18 protein-coding genes are annotated in these 17,065 nt (G+C 68.2%); 16 read left to right on the top strand and 2 right to left on the bottom strand.

The window, feature by feature from the left end; translation table 11 throughout:
- The first annotated feature begins 39 nt into the window (after positions 1-39).
- The 11 genes from FSV73_RS12460 (at position 40) to FSV73_RS12410 (ending at position 9,611) form a co-directional block, all read left to right on the top strand.
- Positions 40-942 (top strand): LysR substrate-binding domain-containing protein, encoded by a 903-nt coding sequence (locus FSV73_RS12460; protein ID WP_145008175.1) that lies wholly within the window; start codon positions 40-42, stop codon positions 940-942.
- A gap of 110 nt (positions 943-1,052) precedes the next feature.
- Complete coding sequence (locus FSV73_RS12455; RefSeq protein WP_145008173.1) at positions 1,053-1,991, top strand: 4-hydroxyproline epimerase; 939 nt, start codon at positions 1,053-1,055, stop codon at positions 1,989-1,991.
- Positions 1,988-3,103, top strand: a complete 1,116-nt coding sequence (locus tag FSV73_RS12450; RefSeq protein ID WP_145008171.1) for an NAD(P)/FAD-dependent oxidoreductase — start codon at positions 1,988-1,990, stop codon at positions 3,101-3,103. Before FSV73_RS12455 ends, FSV73_RS12450 begins: the two co-directional genes overlap by 4 nt.
- The gene (locus FSV73_RS12445; protein WP_145008169.1) at positions 3,097-3,333 is read left to right on the top strand and encodes a (2Fe-2S)-binding protein; all 237 of its coding nucleotides are present in this window, start codon (positions 3,097-3,099) and stop codon (positions 3,331-3,333) included. The genes FSV73_RS12450 and FSV73_RS12445 overlap by 7 nt, the downstream gene beginning before the upstream one ends.
- Positions 3,330-4,565, top strand: a complete 1,236-nt coding sequence (locus tag FSV73_RS12440; RefSeq protein ID WP_145008167.1) for an NAD(P)/FAD-dependent oxidoreductase — start codon at positions 3,330-3,332, stop codon at positions 4,563-4,565. The genes FSV73_RS12445 and FSV73_RS12440 overlap by 4 nt, the downstream gene beginning before the upstream one ends.
- Positions 4,562-5,353 (top strand): AraC family transcriptional regulator, encoded by a 792-nt coding sequence (locus FSV73_RS12435; protein WP_145008166.1) that lies wholly within the window; start codon positions 4,562-4,564, stop codon positions 5,351-5,353. The genes FSV73_RS12440 and FSV73_RS12435 overlap by 4 nt, the downstream gene beginning before the upstream one ends.
- The gene (locus FSV73_RS12430; RefSeq protein ID WP_145008164.1) at positions 5,350-6,270 is read left to right on the top strand and encodes a dihydrodipicolinate synthase family protein; all 921 of its coding nucleotides are present in this window, start codon (positions 5,350-5,352) and stop codon (positions 6,268-6,270) included. The genes FSV73_RS12435 and FSV73_RS12430 overlap by 4 nt, the downstream gene beginning before the upstream one ends.
- Positions 6,271-6,946: 676 nt before the next feature.
- The gene (gene purE / locus FSV73_RS12425) at positions 6,947-7,441 is read left to right on the top strand and encodes a 5-(carboxyamino)imidazole ribonucleotide mutase (protein ID WP_145008162.1); all 495 of its coding nucleotides are present in this window, start codon (positions 6,947-6,949) and stop codon (positions 7,439-7,441) included.
- Positions 7,438-8,520: a 5-(carboxyamino)imidazole ribonucleotide synthase gene (locus FSV73_RS12420; protein WP_145008160.1), complete on the top strand. Its 1,083-nt coding sequence runs from the start codon at positions 7,438-7,440 to the stop codon at positions 8,518-8,520. Before purE ends, FSV73_RS12420 begins: the two co-directional genes overlap by 4 nt.
- A gap of 129 nt (positions 8,521-8,649) precedes the next feature.
- A complete protein-coding gene (locus tag FSV73_RS12415) occupies positions 8,650-8,898 on the top strand; it encodes a GlsB/YeaQ/YmgE family stress response membrane protein (RefSeq protein ID WP_058762286.1) in 249 nt (82 codons plus the stop codon).
- A 164-nt stretch (positions 8,899-9,062) separates the two neighbouring features.
- The gene (locus tag FSV73_RS12410) at positions 9,063-9,611 is read left to right on the top strand and encodes a DUF3299 domain-containing protein (protein WP_145008158.1); all 549 of its coding nucleotides are present in this window, start codon (positions 9,063-9,065) and stop codon (positions 9,609-9,611) included.
- A 117-nt stretch (positions 9,612-9,728) separates the two neighbouring features.
- On the opposite strand, the gene FSV73_RS12405 is transcribed toward FSV73_RS12410, so the two are convergent.
- On the bottom strand, positions 9,729-10,106 hold the full coding sequence (locus tag FSV73_RS12405; protein WP_145008156.1) for a glutaredoxin family protein: 378 nt from the start codon (positions 10,104-10,106) through the stop codon (positions 9,729-9,731).
- Between the two features lie 140 nt (positions 10,107-10,246).
- On the opposite strand from FSV73_RS12405, the gene FSV73_RS12400 reads away from it, so the two are divergent.
- Entirely contained in the window at positions 10,247-10,930 is a 684-nt protein-coding gene (locus FSV73_RS12400; RefSeq protein ID WP_145008154.1) for a uracil-DNA glycosylase family protein, read from the top strand.
- A 20-nt stretch (positions 10,931-10,950) separates the two neighbouring features.
- Here FSV73_RS12400 and radC read toward each other — a convergent pair whose 3' ends face one another.
- A complete protein-coding gene (gene radC, locus FSV73_RS12395) occupies positions 10,951-11,625 on the bottom strand; it encodes a RadC family protein (protein ID WP_145008152.1) in 675 nt (224 codons plus the stop codon).
- A gap of 137 nt (positions 11,626-11,762) precedes the next feature.
- On the opposite strand from radC, the gene coaBC reads away from it, so the two are divergent.
- The 4 genes from coaBC (at position 11,763) to argB (ending at position 17,018) form a co-directional block, all read left to right on the top strand.
- On the top strand, positions 11,763-12,986 hold the full coding sequence (gene coaBC / locus FSV73_RS12390; RefSeq protein ID WP_145008150.1) for a bifunctional phosphopantothenoylcysteine decarboxylase/phosphopantothenate--cysteine ligase CoaBC: 1,224 nt from the start codon (positions 11,763-11,765) through the stop codon (positions 12,984-12,986).
- Entirely contained in the window at positions 12,979-13,434 is a 456-nt protein-coding gene (gene dut / locus FSV73_RS12385; RefSeq protein ID WP_145008148.1) for a dUTP diphosphatase, read from the top strand. Before coaBC ends, dut begins: the two co-directional genes overlap by 8 nt.
- A gap of 1,212 nt (positions 13,435-14,646) precedes the next feature.
- Positions 14,647-16,041 carry a phosphomannomutase/phosphoglucomutase gene (algC, locus tag FSV73_RS25695; protein ID WP_222119449.1) on the top strand — a complete coding sequence of 465 codons (1,395 nt, stop codon included), beginning with the start codon at positions 14,647-14,649 and terminating at the stop codon, positions 16,039-16,041.
- A 74-nt stretch (positions 16,042-16,115) separates the two neighbouring features.
- Positions 16,116-17,018 carry an acetylglutamate kinase gene (gene argB, locus FSV73_RS12375; RefSeq protein WP_145008144.1) on the top strand — a complete coding sequence of 301 codons (903 nt, stop codon included), beginning with the start codon at positions 16,116-16,118 and terminating at the stop codon, positions 17,016-17,018.
- Positions 17,019-17,065 lie beyond the last annotated feature (47 nt).

Here is a 17,065-nt window from a genome sequence, read left to right as displayed (position 1 = left end):
CCGTTGTGACCTCGTGAGATCCGACGACGTATGGGTGCCATGAACATCGAATTCAAATGGCTGGAAGACTTCGTCGCCCTGGCGGCCACCTATAGTTTTTCCCAGGCCGCCGAGAAGCGCTTCGTCACCCAGCCGGCCTTCAGTCGGCGCATCCGCGCCCTGGAGGAAAGCGTCGGCCTGACCCTGGTGGACAGGTCCCATACCCCGGTCAGTCTCACCGAGGCCGGCCAGCTGTTCCTGGTCACGGCGCGCAGCGTGGTGGAGCAGTTGGGCGAGACGGTGCGCCACCTGCACCACCTGGAAGGCGGACAGGGCGAGGTGCTGCAATTCGCCGCCGCCCACTCCCTGGCCCTGGGCTTCTTCCCCCAGTGGATCGCCGGCCTGCGCGGCCAGGGCCTGGCGCTGGCCAGTCGGCTGGTGGCGACCAACGTCGGCGACGCCATCCACGCCCTGCGCGACGGCGCCTGCGACCTGATGCTGGCCTTCCACGATCCCGACGCCGCCCTGCAGATGGACCCGGAACTCTTCCCCTCGCTGCACCTGGCGCACACCGCCATGCTGCCGGTCTGCGCCACCGACGGCGAAGGCCGGCCGCTGTTCCAGCTGGACGGGGAGGGCAGCGTGCCGCTGCTGGCCTACAGCGCCGGCGCCTTCCTCGGCCGCTCGGTGAACCTGCTGTTGCGCCAGCGCAAGCTGCGCGCCGTCACCCTCTACGAAACCGCCATGGCCGACAGCCTCAAGACCATGGCGCTGCAGGGCCTGGGCGTGGCCTGGGTACCGCAGCTGTCGGTGGCGGCCGAGCTGGCCCGGGGCGAACTGGCCATCTGCGGCGACGCCGCCTGGCAGGTCGGCCTGGAGATCCGCCTCTACCGTTGTGCCCTGTTGCGCAAGCGACTGGTACAGCAGGTCTGGCGCCATCTGGAGAATCAGGGCCGCAGCTGAGGTTGCAGGCGTAATGATTGTGCTGATTTCGGCATTTCAATCGCCGACGTCCTGCAAGCCTTTTCGCCACGCCTGAGCCACACTGAGGACCTCTCTCACGGAGGTCCGCCATGCAGCGCATCCGCGTCATCGACTCCCACACCGGCGGTGAACCCACCCGCCTGGTGCTGGAGGGTTTCCCCGATCTCGGCCAGGGCCGCATGGCCGAGCGCCGCAGCCGCCTGGCCAGCGAGCACGATGCCTTCCGCCGCGCCTGCATGCGCGAACCGCGCGGCAACGAGGTGCTGGTGGGCGCATTGCTCTGCGCGCCGGTATCGCCCGCCGCCAGCGCTGGCGTGGTGTTCTTCAACGAGGTCGGTTACCTCGGCATGTGCGGCCACGGCACCATCGGCCTGGTGGTGTCCCTGGCCCACCTGGGCCGGATCGGTCCGGGCGATCACCTGATCGAGACGCCGGTGGGCGACGTCACCGCCACCCTGCACGAGGACGGCAGCGTCAGTGTGCGCAACGTCCCGGCCTATCGTTTTCGCCAGGGCGTGCAGGTGGAGATCCCCGGCCACGGCCCGGTCAGCGGTGACATCGCCTGGGGCGGCAACTGGTTCTTCCTCTGTGCCGATCACGGCCAGCGCATCGCCGCCGACAACCTCGACGGCCTGCTCGCCTTCAGCCTGGCGCTGCGCGGTGCCCTGGAAGCCGCCGGCATCACCGGCGCCCGGGGCGGCCACATCGATCACATCGAGCTCTTCGCCGACGACCCGGACGGTGCCGACAGTCGCAGCTACGTGCTCTGCCCGGGCCGTGCCTACGACCGCTCGCCCTGCGGCACTGGCACCAGCGCCAAGCTGGCCTGCCTGGCGGCCGACGGCGATCTGGCGCCCGGCGCCATCTGGCGCCAGGCCAGTGTCATCGGCAGTCGCTTCGAAGCCCACTACCAGCCCGGTGACGAGGGCCGCATCCTGCCGGTGATCCGCGGGCGCGCCCATGTCATGGCCGAGGCGACCCTGCTGCTGGCCGAGGACGATCCCTTCGCCTGGGGTATCCCGGGGTGAAGCCGGTGGCGGACGTCCTCGTCGTCGGCGCCGGCATCATCGGCGCCAGCTGCGCGGCAGCCCTGGCCGCGCGCGGCTGCCGGGTGCGAGTGCTGGACGCCGGCCTGCCCGGCGCCTCCGGCGCCGGCATGGGCCACCTGGTGGTGATGGACGACGATCCCGCCGAACTGACCCTGAGCGCCCGCTCCCTGGCGCTCTGGCGCGAATTGGTGCCCCAGCTGCCCGCTGCCGCCGACTACCGCAACTGCGGCACCCTCTGGCTGGCCCGCGATGCCGCCGAGCTCGATCTGATCGAGGCGAAGCGCCAGCGCCTGGATGCTCAGGGCGTGGCCAACCAGCCGCTGAACGCTGCGGCGACTGCTGCCGCGGAACCGGCATTGACCGCCCTGGCTGGTAGCCTGGAGGTGCCTGGCGACGGCCTGCTCTATGCACCCGTGGTGGCCGCCTGGTTGCTGCAACGCTCGCCATTGATCGAATTCCAGCGTGCCCGGGTAAGCACCGTCGAAGGCACACGGGTGCGCCTGGACGACGGGCGCTGGCTGACCGCCGACGCCGTGGTGCTTGCCGCCGGCCTGCAGGCCGCCACCCTGTGCCCCGATCTGCCGCTGGTGCCCAAGAAGGGCCATCTGCTGATCACCGACCGCTATCCCGAGCAAGTCCGCCACCAGCTGGTTGAGATCGGCTATGGCGCCAGTGCCCATGCCAGCAGCGGCGCCTCGGTAGCCTTCAATGTCCAGCCACGGCTCACTGGCCAGCTGTTGATCGGCTCGTCGCGGCAATTCGAACGTCCGGATAGGGACGTGGAACCTGCGGTGGTCGGCCAGCTGCTGCGCCGCGCCCTGGACTTCCTGCCCGGCCTTGCGCATACCTCGCTGATCCGCGGCTGGACCGGCCAGCGCGCCGCCAGCCCTGATGGCCTACCGCTGATCGGCGCCCATCCCGATCAGCCCGGCCTGTGGCTGGCGGTCGGTCACGAGGGCCTGGGCGTCACCACCGCACCGGCCACCGCCGAGGCCATCGCCGCCGGAATCTTCGGTGAGCAGCCCGGGTTCCACGTGGAACCCTTCGCCCCCGATCGCTTCATGAACGCCCCGAGGAGCCAGGCATGCTGACCCTCTTCATCGACGGCGAACGCCTGGACGTCCGCTCCGGCAGCCTGCTCACCGCTGCCTTGGCCAAGAGCAGCAACCCGGCAGCCCGCCGCTCGGTAAGCGGCGAAGCCCGCGCGCCCTTTTGCGGCATGGGTATCTGCCAGGAGTGCCGGATACAGGTCGACGGCGTCCGGCGCCTGGCCTGCCAGACGCCTTGCCGCGAGGGCATGCAGGTGGAGCGACTGCCATGACGCCTGATCACTGCGACTTGCTCATCGTCGGCGCCGGTCCGGCCGGCCTCGCCGCGGCGCGGGCTGCCAGTGGCCGCGGTCTGACCCTGGTGTTGCTGGACGACAATCCCCTGCCCGGTGGCCAGATCTGGCGCGCCCGGGCGGGTCAGGTCGCCGCTGAAGTCGGCCAGCTGCCGGCGGACGTCACCCTGCTCACCCAGACCCGCGTCGCTGCGGTCCTGGGGACCCGCCAGTTGCTGCTGGAAGAGGCCAGCGGCAGTCGCACCCTCAGCTTCGACACCCTCATCCTCTGCACCGGCGCCCGCGAATTGCTGCTGCCGTTCCCTGGCTGGACCCTGCCCGGCGTGACCGGCGCCGGTGGTCTGCAGGCGCTGATCAAGGGCGGGGTCGAAATCGCGGATGAACGTATCGTCATCGCCGGCACGGGGCCGTTGCTGTTGGCCAGCGCCGCCACCGCACGCCAGGCCGGCGCCCGGGTCGCCCTGGTCGCCGAACAGGCCAACCGCCGCACGGTGCTCGATTTCGGCCTTGGGCTCTGGCGCTGGCCGAACAAACTCCGCCAGGCGCTGCCCCTGGCCACCCCCCGCTACCGTCCCGGCACCTGGGTGGAGGCTGCGCTCGGTAGCGACCGCCTCGAAGCCGTCCGCCTGCGCCAGGGCGACCGTCGCTGTGAAGTGGCTTGCGACCGCCTGGCCTGCGGCTATGGCCTGGTGCCCAATGTCGAGTTGGCCCAGAGCCTGGGCTGCGCCACCCTGGACGGCGCGGTGGCGGTGGACGAGCACCAGCGCACCGACCAACCCCATATCCTGGCCGCCGGCGAATGCACCGGCGTCGGCGGCAACGAACTGGCCCAGGTCACCGGCCGCATCGCCGGGCTGGTCGCCAGCGACCAGCTCGATGCCGCCCGCGCCGCGCAGCCGGAAGCCCGTGCCTGGCGCTGCTTCGCCGCCCAGCTGGCGCGAACCTTCGTCCTGAATCCCGCCATCGCCCGCCTGGCCCAGCCGGACACCCTGGTCTGCCGCTGCGAAGACGTCGCCCTCGGCGCCCTGGTCGGCCATGCCGACTGGACCCAGGCCAAGCTGCGCAGCCGCTGCGGCATGGGCGCCTGCCAGGGCCGCATCTGCGGCCAGGCCACCCGGGTCTTGCTCGGCTGGACACCGCCAGCCCCGCGCTTTCCCCTGCAACCCACCCGTATCGATAGCCTGCTGGCCCTGACCGAGGACGAGAGATGAACGCCGCCGCCCACCTGGACGCCCTGAGTCGCGCCCGGCCCGCCGACCTGCCCGCGCTGCTCGCCAGCCTGAGCTTGGTGGCGCCGCTGCTCGACGCCATCCCCGGCGTGGTGTTCTTCGTCAAGGACCTGGAAGCGCGCTATGTGCTGGTCAACCTGACCTTGGCCCAGCGCTGCGGCTACGAGAGCGTCGCCGAGTTGCTCGGCAAGACCGCCGAGGAAGTCTTTCCCGCGCCCCTGGGCGGTGCCTATGCCGAGCAGGACCGCCGCGTACTGCGCGAAGGCCTGGCGCTGGACGACCAGCTGGAATTGCACCTCTACGCCGGTCGCACCCCCGGCTGGTGCTTGACCCGCAAGCTGCCGCTGCACGATGCCCAGGGTCGGCTGATGGGCATGGCCGGCATCTCCCACGATCTGCAGGCGCCGGCCGCCGATCATCCGGCCCACGCCAAGGTGGCCGAGGTCGACCGCTACCTGCGCGAACACTATGCCCAGCCGCTCTCGGTGGGCGAACTGAGCCAGCGGGTGGGCCTGTCGGTCTCCCAGCTGGAACGCCAGTGCAAGCGCATCCTGCGCCTCACGCCCCAGCAGCTGCTGCACAAGGCCCGGCTCGACGCCGCCTCGCGGCTGCTGGCCCGCGACCTGCCCGTCACCGAGGTGGCCCTGGCCTGTGGCTACACCGACCACAGCGCCTTCAGCCGCCAGTTCCGCCGTCTCACCGGCCTGTCGCCCCGGCAATACCGCGACTCTCTCAAGCCCCGTTCCCGTCTGGAGGAAACCCCCGCATGAGCACTCCCCGCGTCAACTGGAGCGGCGTCTTTCCCGCCGTCACCACCCAATTCAACGACGACTTCTCGGTCAACCTGGAGAAGACCCACGGCGTGATCGCCAACCTGGTGCGCGATGGCGTCTCCGGCCTAGTGATGTGCGGTACCGTGGGCGAGAACACTTCCCTGACCCTGGAAGAGAAGATCTCCCTGGTGGAAGTGGCCAAGGACGCCGCCGGCGGTCGCGTGCCGGTGATCTGCGGCGTGGCCGAATTCACCAGCCTCAATGCCACCCGCACCGCCCAGGCGGTGGGGCGCGCCGGCGCCGACGGCATCATGCTCATGCCGGCCCTGGTCTACTCGGCCAAGCCCCACGAGACCGCCGCCCACTTCCGCAGCGTGGCCAGCGCCCTCGACCTGCCGCTGATGGTCTACAACAACCCGCCGATCTACAAGAACGACGTCACCCCGGACATCCTCATCTCCCTGGCCGACGTCGATAACATCGTCTGCTTCAAGGACTCCTCCGGCGACACCCGTCGCTTCATCGACGTGCGCAATGAAGTCGGCGACCGCTTCGTGCTGTTCGCCGGTCTCGACGACGTGGTGCTGGAAAGCATCGCCGTGGGCGCCGAGGGCTGGGTCTCGGGCATGTCCAACATCTTCCCCACCGAAGGCGAAACCATCTTCCGCCTGGCCAAGGCTGGCCGCTTCGCCGAGGCCATGCCGCTCTACGAATGGTTCATGCCGCTGCTGCACCTGGACGCCCGCCCGGACCTGGTGCAGTGCATCAAGCTCTGCGAAGAACTCGCCGGCCGCGGCAGCGCCCTGACCCGCCCGCCGCGCCTGGCCCTGCCGGAAGCCGACCGCACCTTCGTCGAACGCCTGATGGCCAAGGCCCTGGACACCCGCCCGCCGTTGCCGGACGTGGGGATCTGAAGCAAGGCCTTATCGCGGCTGTGGCGGTCCGCTGCTGCGACCGCTCCTACGGACGCATCGGACCTTGTAGGAGCGGTCGCAGCGGCTAACCGTCATGACCGCGATAAACCGTAGGTTGGGTTGAGACGGCTCCATCGTCGAAGCCCAACATTGCCCGCGTCCCGAGACACTGTTGGGCTTCGCTACGCTCAACCCAACCTACGGTGGTCTAGTAGGAACGGTCGCCGCGGCGAAGCGTCATGGCCGCGATAAACCGATATGCCTCCACCTGCGCCGATCCGCCCCCTCTCCCGCTTGCGGGAGAGGGCTGGGGTGAGGGCGCTCTTCAAAACGATCCCACCTCAATCGTCCCGGCATCTAGCCCGCACCTCTCGCCCCACACCACCACCCGTCTCCCGAGCGCCACATCCTGTCCTCCAACCGACAGGCGATATCCGGCGCAGGAGCACGCTCCGCGCCGCTTTCGTCTATACTGTGCCGCTCATTTCCCAAGCCACGTGGTAGAACATACGAAAGCTACTGCGCTCGGCCGAGCGGCGTTGAAAATCGTCTCAAAATGCTCATTTACCGGGCGTAAACTGCGCTTTTTCGACGATTTTCGCCTAGCTCGTCCTTCGCTCGCGACGCTTTCGTACGCCCTACCTCCGCGTGGCTTCTTCATTTCAGAGGCACGACGATGAGCGCACTCGTAGGCGTGATCATGGGCTCCAAGTCCGACTGGTCCACCCTGAGCCACACCGCCGACATGCTGGACAAGCTGGGCATTCCCCACGAAGTGAAGGTGGTCTCCGCCCACCGCACCCCCGATCTGCTGTTCCAGTACGCCGAAGAGGCCGCCGGGCGCGGCATCGAGGTGATCATCGCCGGTGCCGGTGGCGCCGCCCACCTGCCGGGCATGTGCGCCGCCAAGACCCACCTGCCGGTGCTGGGCGTGCCGGTGCAGTCCTCCATGCTCTCGGGCGTCGACTCCCTGCTGTCCATCGTGCAGATGCCCGCGGGCGTGCCGGTCGCCACCCTGGCCATCGGCAAGGCCGGCGCCATCAACGCCGCGCTGCTCTCCGCCAGCATCCTCGGCGGCAAGTACCCCGAGTACCACGAGCGGCTGAACGCCTTCCGCGAAGCGCAGACCCGTACCGTGCTGGACAATCCCGATCCGAGGGACCAGGCATGAAGATCGGCGTCATCGGTGGCGGCCAGCTGGGCCGCATGCTCGCCCTGGCCGGCACGCCGCTGGGCATGAACTTCGCCTTCCTCGATCCGGCGCCGGACGCCTGCGCCGCCACCCTGGGCGAGCACCTGCGTGCCGACTACGGCGACCAGGATCACCTGCGCCAGCTGGCCGACGAGGTCGATCTGGTGACCTTCGAATTCGAGAGCGTTCCGGCCGAGACCGTGGCCTTCCTGTCGCAATTCGTACCGGTCTATCCGTCCGCCGAAGCCCTGCGCATCGCCCGTGACCGCCTGTTCGAAAAGTCCATGTTCCGCGACCTGGGGATCCCCACGCCGGCCTTCGCCGACGTCCTCTCCCAGGCCGACCTGGACGCCGCCGTGGTCCGCATCGGCCTGCCGGCGGTGCTCAAGACCCGCACCCTGGGCTACGACGGCAAGGGCCAGAAGGTCCTGCGCCAGCCGGAAGACGTTACCGACGCTTTCGCCGAACTGGGCAGCGTGCCCCTGCTGCTGGAAGGCTTCGTGCCCTTCACCGGCGAGGTCTCCCTGGTGACCGTGCGCGGTCGTGATGGCGAGGTGGCCTGCTACCCGCTGGTGCACAACACCCACGAGAGCGGCATCCTGCGCCTGTCGGTGGCCAGTTCCGACCACCCGCTGCAGGCGCTGGCCGAGGACTACGCGCGGCGCGTGCTGGAACAACTCGACTACGTCGGGGTGCTGGCCTTCGAATTCTTCGAGGTCGAGGGTGGCCTCAAGGCCAACGAGATCGCTCCGCGGGTACACAACTCCGGGCACTGGACCATCGAAGGCGCCGAGTGCAGCCAGTTCGAGAACCACCTGCGCGCCGTGGCCGGCCTGCCGCTGGGCTCCACCGCCAAGGTCGGCGAGAGCGCCATGGTCAACTTCATTGGCTCGGTACCGCCGGTGGCGGCCGTCACCGCCCTGGAAGACTGCCACCTGCACCACTACGGCAAGGCCTTCAAGGCCGGCCGCAAGGTTGGCCATGCCACCCTGCGCAGCGCCGATGCCGCGACCCTGCAGTCCCGCATCGCCGCCCTGGAAGCCCTGATCCAGGATTGATGCCAGACGGCTTCCGCAGCCGGAAGCCGTTTTCCCCTGAACCTCGGCGGATCACCGGTGGTCGGAGAGTACAACGACGCCTTCTGACCGGCGTCGTCCTTACCAGCACTCAAACAGGGGATTTTTCATATGGGCATCATCGCAACCATCATCATCGGTCTCATCGTCGGCCTGGTTGCCCGCTTCCTCAAGCCGGGCGACGACAGCATGGGCTGGATCATGACCATCATCCTGGGCATCGTCGGCTCCGTGGTCGCCACCTACCTGGGCCAGGCCCTGGGCATCTACCAGGCCGGCCAGGGCGCGGGCTTCATCGGAGCCGTGGTCGGCGCCATCATCGTGCTGTTCATCTACGGCATGATCACCAAACGCCGCTAAGCAGCGGCTTCGCTACGGCGAAGCCCCAGCAGCACAGCGTTTCCGCCCTCGGCGTCGCCTGTCGACCCGGGGGCCTTTTTATGGGCGTTGCCCAGGCGGGCATCGCCGGGCTGGACCCCCGGGCCGCCGCGCCGCACACTCGGCCTTTTGCGCCGTACCCGACCATGCCCAGACTGCTCATCACCCTGCTGCTCGCCAGCCTGCCGTTGCTGACCCACGCCGCCAAGGGCGAACCCCCGGAAACCAACTGGCTCGACCTGCTCACCGCCGAGGATCGCCACGCCCTGGAAACCATGCCCGAGATCAGCCACAACAGCCCCGAGGCACCAGGCGGTTTCGGCGCACCAGGCGGACTCAAGCAGAAGGACAGTGGCCTGCCCGCGGTGATGCATTCCACCCGTACCGTGGCCGCCCTGAACGGCAAGGCGGTGCGCCTGGGCGGTTTTCCGGTACCCCTGGAAAACGACGCCAAGGGCAACTTCCACGAATTCTTCCTGGTGCCCTATCCGGGCGCCTGCATCCACGTCCCGCCGCCGCCGCCCAACCAGATCGTGCTGGTGCGCTACCCCAAGGGCGTGCCGCTACCGGACATCTACGAACCCTACTGGGTCATCGGTACCCTGCACACCGAGGCGGTCGACAACGCCCTGGCCGAGGCGTCCTACACCCTGGACGCCAGCAAGGTGCGCAAGGTCGAGGAAAGCGATCTCTAATGCCGTAGGTTGGGTTGAGACGGCTCCACCGTCGAAGCCCAACAAACCTGCCGCCGTACGTAGCCCCGTAGGCTGGACAACGGCGCAGCCTCGTCCACCAACGATCACACGCAGATCCTAGGCCGACTGCCGCTCGCCGTAGCGCTGCTCCAGATAGGCGATGATGTCGTCCGATTCGTACATCCAGACGCTCTGATGGCCTTCGTCGATGCGCAGGCAGGGCACCTTCACCCGGCCACCGCCCTGTTCCAGCTCGGCGCGCAGCTGCGGGTCCTGCTTGATGTCCTTGAGCCGGATCGGCAGATTCAATCGATGCAGCGCCCGGCGCGTCTTCACGCAGAAGGGGCAGGCCTGGAATTGATAGAGCGACAGATTCGCCAGCTCCGCCTCGATGGCTGCCTGGGCCGGCTCGCTGCGCTTGAGCTTGCGTGGCCGGGTCAGCAGATCCAGGCCGACGATCACCTGGCCGAGGCCGTTGCGTAGCAGATTGATCAACGGGATTCACCTTGAGGGTCCTTCGAGCCGGGCAGTCTACCCTATCGCCCCCGGGCTGCCCTCCCGCCGGTCGTTACGGAACGTCACCTGCAGGGCAGGGCTCTACAGCAGGGATTAATTCCTCAATGGGGACCTGTTGCATGCCGTTGTCTTCCGCAGAGCGCGATGCCTTTCGCCAGCTGGCCGCCGATCTTCCAGGTATCGATCTTCCGGTCTATGCCCAATTCGCCAAGGACCCGCTGGATCCCATCATCGGCCTGGGCGATCCCGAGGCACCGCTGGGCTTCTTCGGTCGCGATCCGGGGCGCGACGAGGTGAAGTACGGCGAGCCCTTCATCGGCAGCGGCGGCCAGATCGCCCGCAAGGTCCTCTATACCCACCTGCACGGCCAGCCCCCGGCCGATTTCGACGCCAGCCGCAGCCTGAGCCAGCAATTCTTCTGGGCCAACACCGTGCCCTACAAGCCGCTCGGCAACAAAGCCTGGTCGGAACGGGTGAAAAAGACCTTCCATCCCCTGATGCGCCGCCTGCTGATAGAACACTGGCACGGCACCCAGCTCATCACCCTCGGCCGCGAAGCCTTCCTCTGGTTCGGCATCGACCAATCCAAGGACGAACGCGCCCGCCTGGAAGCCTTCTGGAAGCGCGAAGACCGCTTCGACAGCCGCCTCGAGGTCACCCTGGAAACCGAGGAGGGCGCCCGCAAGACGCTGACGCTCCATCCCCTGCCGCATCCGTCACCCCTGAACCAGACCTGGTACACGAGGTTTCCGGGATTGCTGGAGCGGCGCCTGGCGCAGCTGGAGGTCGGTCTCGGTCGGTGAGGCGAGCCCCGTCCGCCGCCTCACAACCAGCCGTATTCCGCCATCGATACGGGCTCTGCGTCGCCGACGATGAAATGATCCAGCACCCGCACATCCACCAGGGCCAAGGCTTCTCGCAATCGCGCCGTGAGCAGGCGATCGGCCTGGCTGGGCTCGGCGACGCCGGAGGGGTGGTTGTGGGTGAGGATGACGGCCGCGGCGTTGTGGGCCAGGGCGCGCTTGACCACCTGGCGGGGATAGACGCTGGCGCCGTCGATGGTGCCGTGGAACAGCGCCTCGAAGGCCAGTACCCGGTGGCGGGTGTCGAGGAACAGGCAGCCGAAGACTTCGTGGGGTTCGTGGCGCAGGCGCGCCTTGAGGTAGTCGCGGACCTGTTGCGGGCTTTCCAGCGCCGAGTCGCGCCTGAGGCCTTCGGCCAGGTGGCGGCGGGCCATTTCCAGCACCGCCTGCAACTGGCTGAATTTGGCTGGGCCGAGGCCGAGATGGGTACTGAAGGCGGCGAGATCCGCCTCCAGCAAGGCCCTCAGGCCGCCGAATTCACCCAGCAGCTGGCGGGCGAGGTCCACCGCGCTGCGACCGGCCACCCCGGTACGCAGGAAGATCGCCAGCAACTCGGCGTCGGTGAGGGCCTGGGCGCCCTGTTCCAGCAGTTTCTCCCGCGGCCGTTCCTGGGCCGGCCAATCCTTGATGCTCATGGGCGCTCCTTGTCTGGCGAGGCGCCTGCGTCCCGCAGGCGCTGTGCTATCTTAACCGGATCATTCGCGGGTGCACGCAGGCCTCGATTGGCCACGTGATTCCTGCTCTAGACGGTTCGAGAACGGAACAAGGCAATATGCAGCGGCTCCATCGTAAACGCATCGTGCTGGGCGTCGGAGGTGGCATCGCCGCTTACAAGAGCGCCGAGCTGGTGCGCCGACTCAAGGACCAGGGTGCCGAGGTGCGGGTGGTGCTGACCCGCGGCGGGCGCGAGTTCATCACGCCGCTGACGCTCCAGGCGCTGTCCGGCCTGCCGGTGCACCTGGACCTGCTGGACCCCGCCGCCGAAGCCGCCATGGGCCACATCGAGCTGGCCCGCTGGGCCGACCTGGTGCTGGTCGCGCCGGCCACCGCCGACGTCATGGCGCGCCTGGCCCAGGGCGTGGCGGACGACCTGCTCACCACCCTGGTGCTGGCCACCGATGCCCGGGTCGCCCTGGCACCGGCCATGAACCAGGCCATGTGGCGCGATCCGGCCACCCAGGCCAATGCCGAACTCCTGCGCCGCCGCGGCATCGCGCTGTTCGGCCCGGCCAGTGGCAGCCAGGCCTGTGGCGATGTCGGCCCTGGCCGGATGCTGGAGGCCACCGAGCTGGCCCAGCTCGCCGCCGACTGCTTCCAGCGCCTGGACCTGACCGGTCGCCACGTGGTGATCACCGCGGGCCCGACCCAGGAAAACATCGACCCGGTGCGCTACATCACCAACCACAGCTCCGGTCGCATGGGCTTCGCCCTGGCCGAGGCGGCGGCGGAAGCAGGCGCCCGGGTCAGCCTGGTGAGTGGCCCGGTGCACCTGCCGACGCCCGACCGCGTCGAGCGCATCGACGTGGTCAGCGCCCGCGACATGCTGGCCGCCTGCGAGGCGCTGATGCCCTGCGACGTGCTGATCGCCTCGGCGGCGGTGGCGGACTATCGCCCCGAGGTCATCGCGCCGCACAAGCTGAAGAAGGACCCCACCCGCGGTGACGGCCTGCTGCTGGAACTGGTGCGCAACCCGGACATCCTCGCCACCCTGGCGGGGCGCCCGGATCGGCCCTTCAGCGTCGGCTTCGCCGCGGAAACCCAGAATCTGCTGGAGTACGCCCAGCGCAAGCTCCGCGACAAGAATCTCGACCTCATCGTCGCCAACGACGTGGCCAATCCGGCCATCGGCTTCAACAGCGAAGACAACGCGGTCACCGTGATCGACCGGGGCCTGCACGAGATCCGCTTCGAGCAGACCAGCAAGGGCAAGATCGCCCGCCAGCTCATCGCCCTGATTTCCACCCATTTGAAAGACACCGCCCAGACCCATGCATAGCCTTCAAGCCAAGATCCTCGACCCGCGCCTGGGGCGCGATTTCCCGCTGCCGTCCTACGCCACCCCCGGCTCGGCCGGCCTCGACCTGCGCGCCATGCTGCAGGAGGACCTGGTGCTGGAACCCGGGCAGACCGCGCTGATCCCCACCGGGCTCGCCATCCACGTCGCCGATCCCGCGCTGGCGGCGCTGATCCTGCCGCGCTCGGGCCTGGGGCATAAGCACGGCATCGTGCTGGGCAACCTGGTCGGCCTGATCGACTCGGACTACCAGGGCGAACTCATGGTCTCCTGCTGGAACCGCGGCCAGACCACCTTCACCATGAGCGTGGGCGAACGTATCGCCCAGCTGATGCTCGTACCTGTGGTGCAGGCGCACTTCGACATCGTGGAGAGCTTCACCGAGACCGAGCGGGGCAGCGGCGGCTTCGGCCACTCCGGTACCCGCTGACGCCAGGCACGCAAGGCACGCCGTGACATAAAGGAGAAGAGCGGCATGGCAAGGGGCAAGAGCGGCAAGGATGTGCGTAAGGCGGCCCCGCGGGTCGCTGCGTTGCCCGGCATGGGGCCTGGTCTGCTGCTGGCGCTCGCCGGTCTGCTGCTGGCGGCGCTGCTGCTGTGGTTCCTGGTGCTGCAGCCGCAGGGCGTGCGCAACCAGGAGCAGCAAGTCGACCAGGCGTTGCAGACCCAGGCCACCTCGCTCAACCAGGTGCTGGTGGCCCTCACCCGGCGCCTGCAGGGCGTGGCCGGGGATGCCCTGGTCCTGCAAGCCCTGCAGGGCGACGATCCCGCCGCGCGTACGGCGGCGGAAACCCAGCTGCGCGAGCGGCTGGGCGTGGTCGACGTGCTGGTGGTGCCGGCCGGCATGCGCCAGATCGAGGACGATCGTCCCGGCCCCCTCAACTATGCCGTGCTCGACCTGCTCAAGCGCCTGGAAAGCGGCCAGCGCACCCCGCCCGAGGCCTATCGGCTGGGGGATCGCTGGCTGGTCTACAGCGCCCAGCCCATTCGCCGCGGCGATCAGCTGCTGGGTAGCGCCGTGCTGGTGGAAGAGCTCTCCGCCGTGCTGCAGAACTGGACCCCGCCGCCGGCCACCGTCGGGCAGTGGCGCCTGCTGCAGCAATTCCCCGGTGGCGGTATCCAGGTGCTGGCCAGTGGCGGCAACCCCGGCGATCCCGCCCTGGCGCGCCGCCTGGGCACCGGCAGCCCGCTCTGGACCCTGGAGCTGGCGCCCGCCGCCACGGCCGGCGCCGAGACACCGCTGGGTGTCCCGCTGGTCGCGCTGCTGCTGGCGCTGTTCGGCCTGCTGGCGGGCTTTTGGCTGTTTTCCCGGGAGCTGTCACGACGACTGCGTGACGACGTCCGCACTCTGGTGGCCTATGCCGAGGAACTTGAATCCAATCAGATAGCCAAAAGCCCGGCCTTACGCCTGACGCTAATGGACCCCCTGGCCATGGCGACGGCCCGATTGGCCAGCCAATCGGCCGGGTCGTCGCCGGACCTCTATGCCACGGCGCCCAGCGCTGCCGTAGCCAAGACCCTGGCGGAGTTTGCCGACAGAGGCCGCCCTACCCAGAGCGAGCCACTGTTCCAGACCACCGACATCCTCGATATCAGTATCCTCGACGAAGACCAGGATCTCCTGGGATTGGAGAAACCCCCGATGAGCATTACCCCGCAAGCCCCCCAACTCAACGCCAGCATCTTCCGCGCCTACGACATCCGTGGCGTGGTCGGTGACTCCCTGACCGCCGAAGCCGCCTACTGGATCGGGCGCGCCATCGGCTCGGAGAGCCTGGCACGTGGCGAGCCCAACGTGGCCGTCGGCCGTGACGGCCGCCTGTCCGGCCCCGAGCTGGTCGCCCAACTGATCAAGGGCGTGGCCGACAGCGGCGCCAATGTCAGCGACGTCGGCATGGTGCCGACCCCGGTGCTCTACTACGCCGCCAACGTGCTCGAAGGCAAGTCCGGCGTCATGCTGACCGGCAGCCACAACCCGCCGGACTACAACGGCTTCAAGATCGTCATCGCCGGCGAGACCCTGGCCAACGAATCCATCCAGCGCCTGCGCCAGCGCATCGAGACCGGCGAGGTGGCCAGCGGCCAGGGCCAGATCCAGCAGGTCGACGTGCTCAAGAGCTACGCCGACTACATCCGCAACGACGTGGTGCTGGCCAAGAAGCTCAAGGTGGTGGTGGACGCCGGCAACGGTGTCGCCGCGGTCAACGCCCCGCAGCTGATCGAATCCCTCGGCTGCGAGGTCATCCCGCTGTTCTGCGAGGTGGATGGCAACTTCCCCAACCACCACCCGGATCCGGGCAAGCCCGAGAACCTGGAAGACCTCATCGCCAAGGTCAAGGAAACCGGTGCCGACCTGGGCCTGGCCTTCGACGGCGACGGTGACCGCGTCGGCGTGGTGACCAACGAAGGCAAGATCATCTATCCCGACCAGCTGCTGATGCTGTTCGCCAAGGACGTGGTCTCGCGCAACCCGGGCGCCGACATCATCTTCGACGTCAAGTGCACCCGTCGCCTGAACAACCTCATCGCCGGCTACGGCGGTCGTCCCATCATGTGGAAGACCGGCCACTCGCTGATCAAGAAGAAGATGAAGGAAACCGGCGCGCTGCTGGCCGGCGAGATGAGCGGCCACGTGTTCTTCAAGGAGCGCTGGTTCGGTTTCGACGACGGCATCTACAGCGCCGTGCGGCTGCTGGAGATCCTCAGCCAGGAGAAGGGCAGCGCCCAGCAGGTGTTCGATACCTTCCCGGTAGACATCTCCACCCCGGAGATCAATATCCAGGTGACCGAAGAGAACAAGTTCGGCATCATCGAGACCCTGCAGCGCGACGCCCAGTGGGGCGATGCCCAGATCACCACCCTGGACGGCGTCCGCGTCGATTACCAGAACGGTTGGGGCCTGGTGCGTGCGTCCAACACCACGCCGGTGCTGGTGCTGCGCTTTGAGGCGGAAACCCTCGAGGAGCTGGAGCGCATCAAGACGGTGTTCCGCAAGCAGTTGCTGGCGGTGCAGCCGGATCTGAACCTGCCGTTCTGACCCCTGGTCAGCGGTAGCACAGAGGGCGCCTAGGCGCCCTCTGTCTTTTCTATGTCGACCTTGAGAGGTGAGCCATGACCCTGAGCCGCGAGGATGCCTCGCACGTCGCCGAGGTGCTGTCCGAGGCGCTGCCCTATATCCGCCGGTTCGTCGGCAAGACGCTGGTGATCAAGTACGGCGGCAACGCCATGGAGAGCGACGAGCTCAAGGCCGGCTTCGCCCGCGACATCGTGCTGATGAAGGCGGTGGGCATCAACCCGGTGGTGGTGCACGGCGGCGGCCCACAGATCGGCGACCTGCTCAAGCGCCTGTCCATCGAGAGCCACTTCATCGATGGCATGCGCGTCACCGACGCCCAGACCATGGACGTGGTGGAGATGGTGCTGGGTGGCCAGGTCAACAAGGACATCGTCAACCTGATCAACCGCCATGGCGGCAAGGCCATCGGCCTGACCGGCAAGGACGCGGGTCTGATCCGCGCCACCAAGCTCAAGGTCAGCCGGCAGACGCCGGAGATGACCAAGCCGGAGATCATCGACATCGGCCACGTGGGCGAGGTCACCGGGGTCAACACTGACCTGATCAACATGCTGGTCCGCGGTGACTTCATCCCGGTCATCGCGCCCATCGGCGTGGGCCAGGACGGCGAGTCCTACAACATCAACGCCGACCTGGTGGCGGGCAAGGTGGCCGAGGCGCTCAAGGCCGAGAAGCTGATGCTGCTGACCAACATCGCCGGCCTGATGGACAAGCAGGGCCAGGTGCTCACCGGGCTGTCCACCGAGCAGGTCAATTCGCTGATTGCCGACGGCACCATCTACGGCGGCATGCTGCCGAAGATCCGTTGTGCCCTGGAAGCGGTGCAGGGCGGCGTGCAGAGCGCCCACATCATCGACGGCCGGGTACCCAACGCGGTGCTGCTGGAGATCTTCACCGACATCGGCGTGGGCACCCTGATCACCAATCGCAAGCGCTGAGCGCAGCTCATCCGCGAGACGAAAACGGCGCCCAAGGGCGCCGTTTT

This window comes from Pseudomonas oryzihabitans (assembly GCF_007665395.1).
Lineage (GTDB): Bacteria > Pseudomonadota > Gammaproteobacteria > Pseudomonadales > Pseudomonadaceae > Chryseomonas > Chryseomonas psychrotolerans_C.
This window is presented reverse-complemented; position numbering and strand designations above follow the sequence as displayed.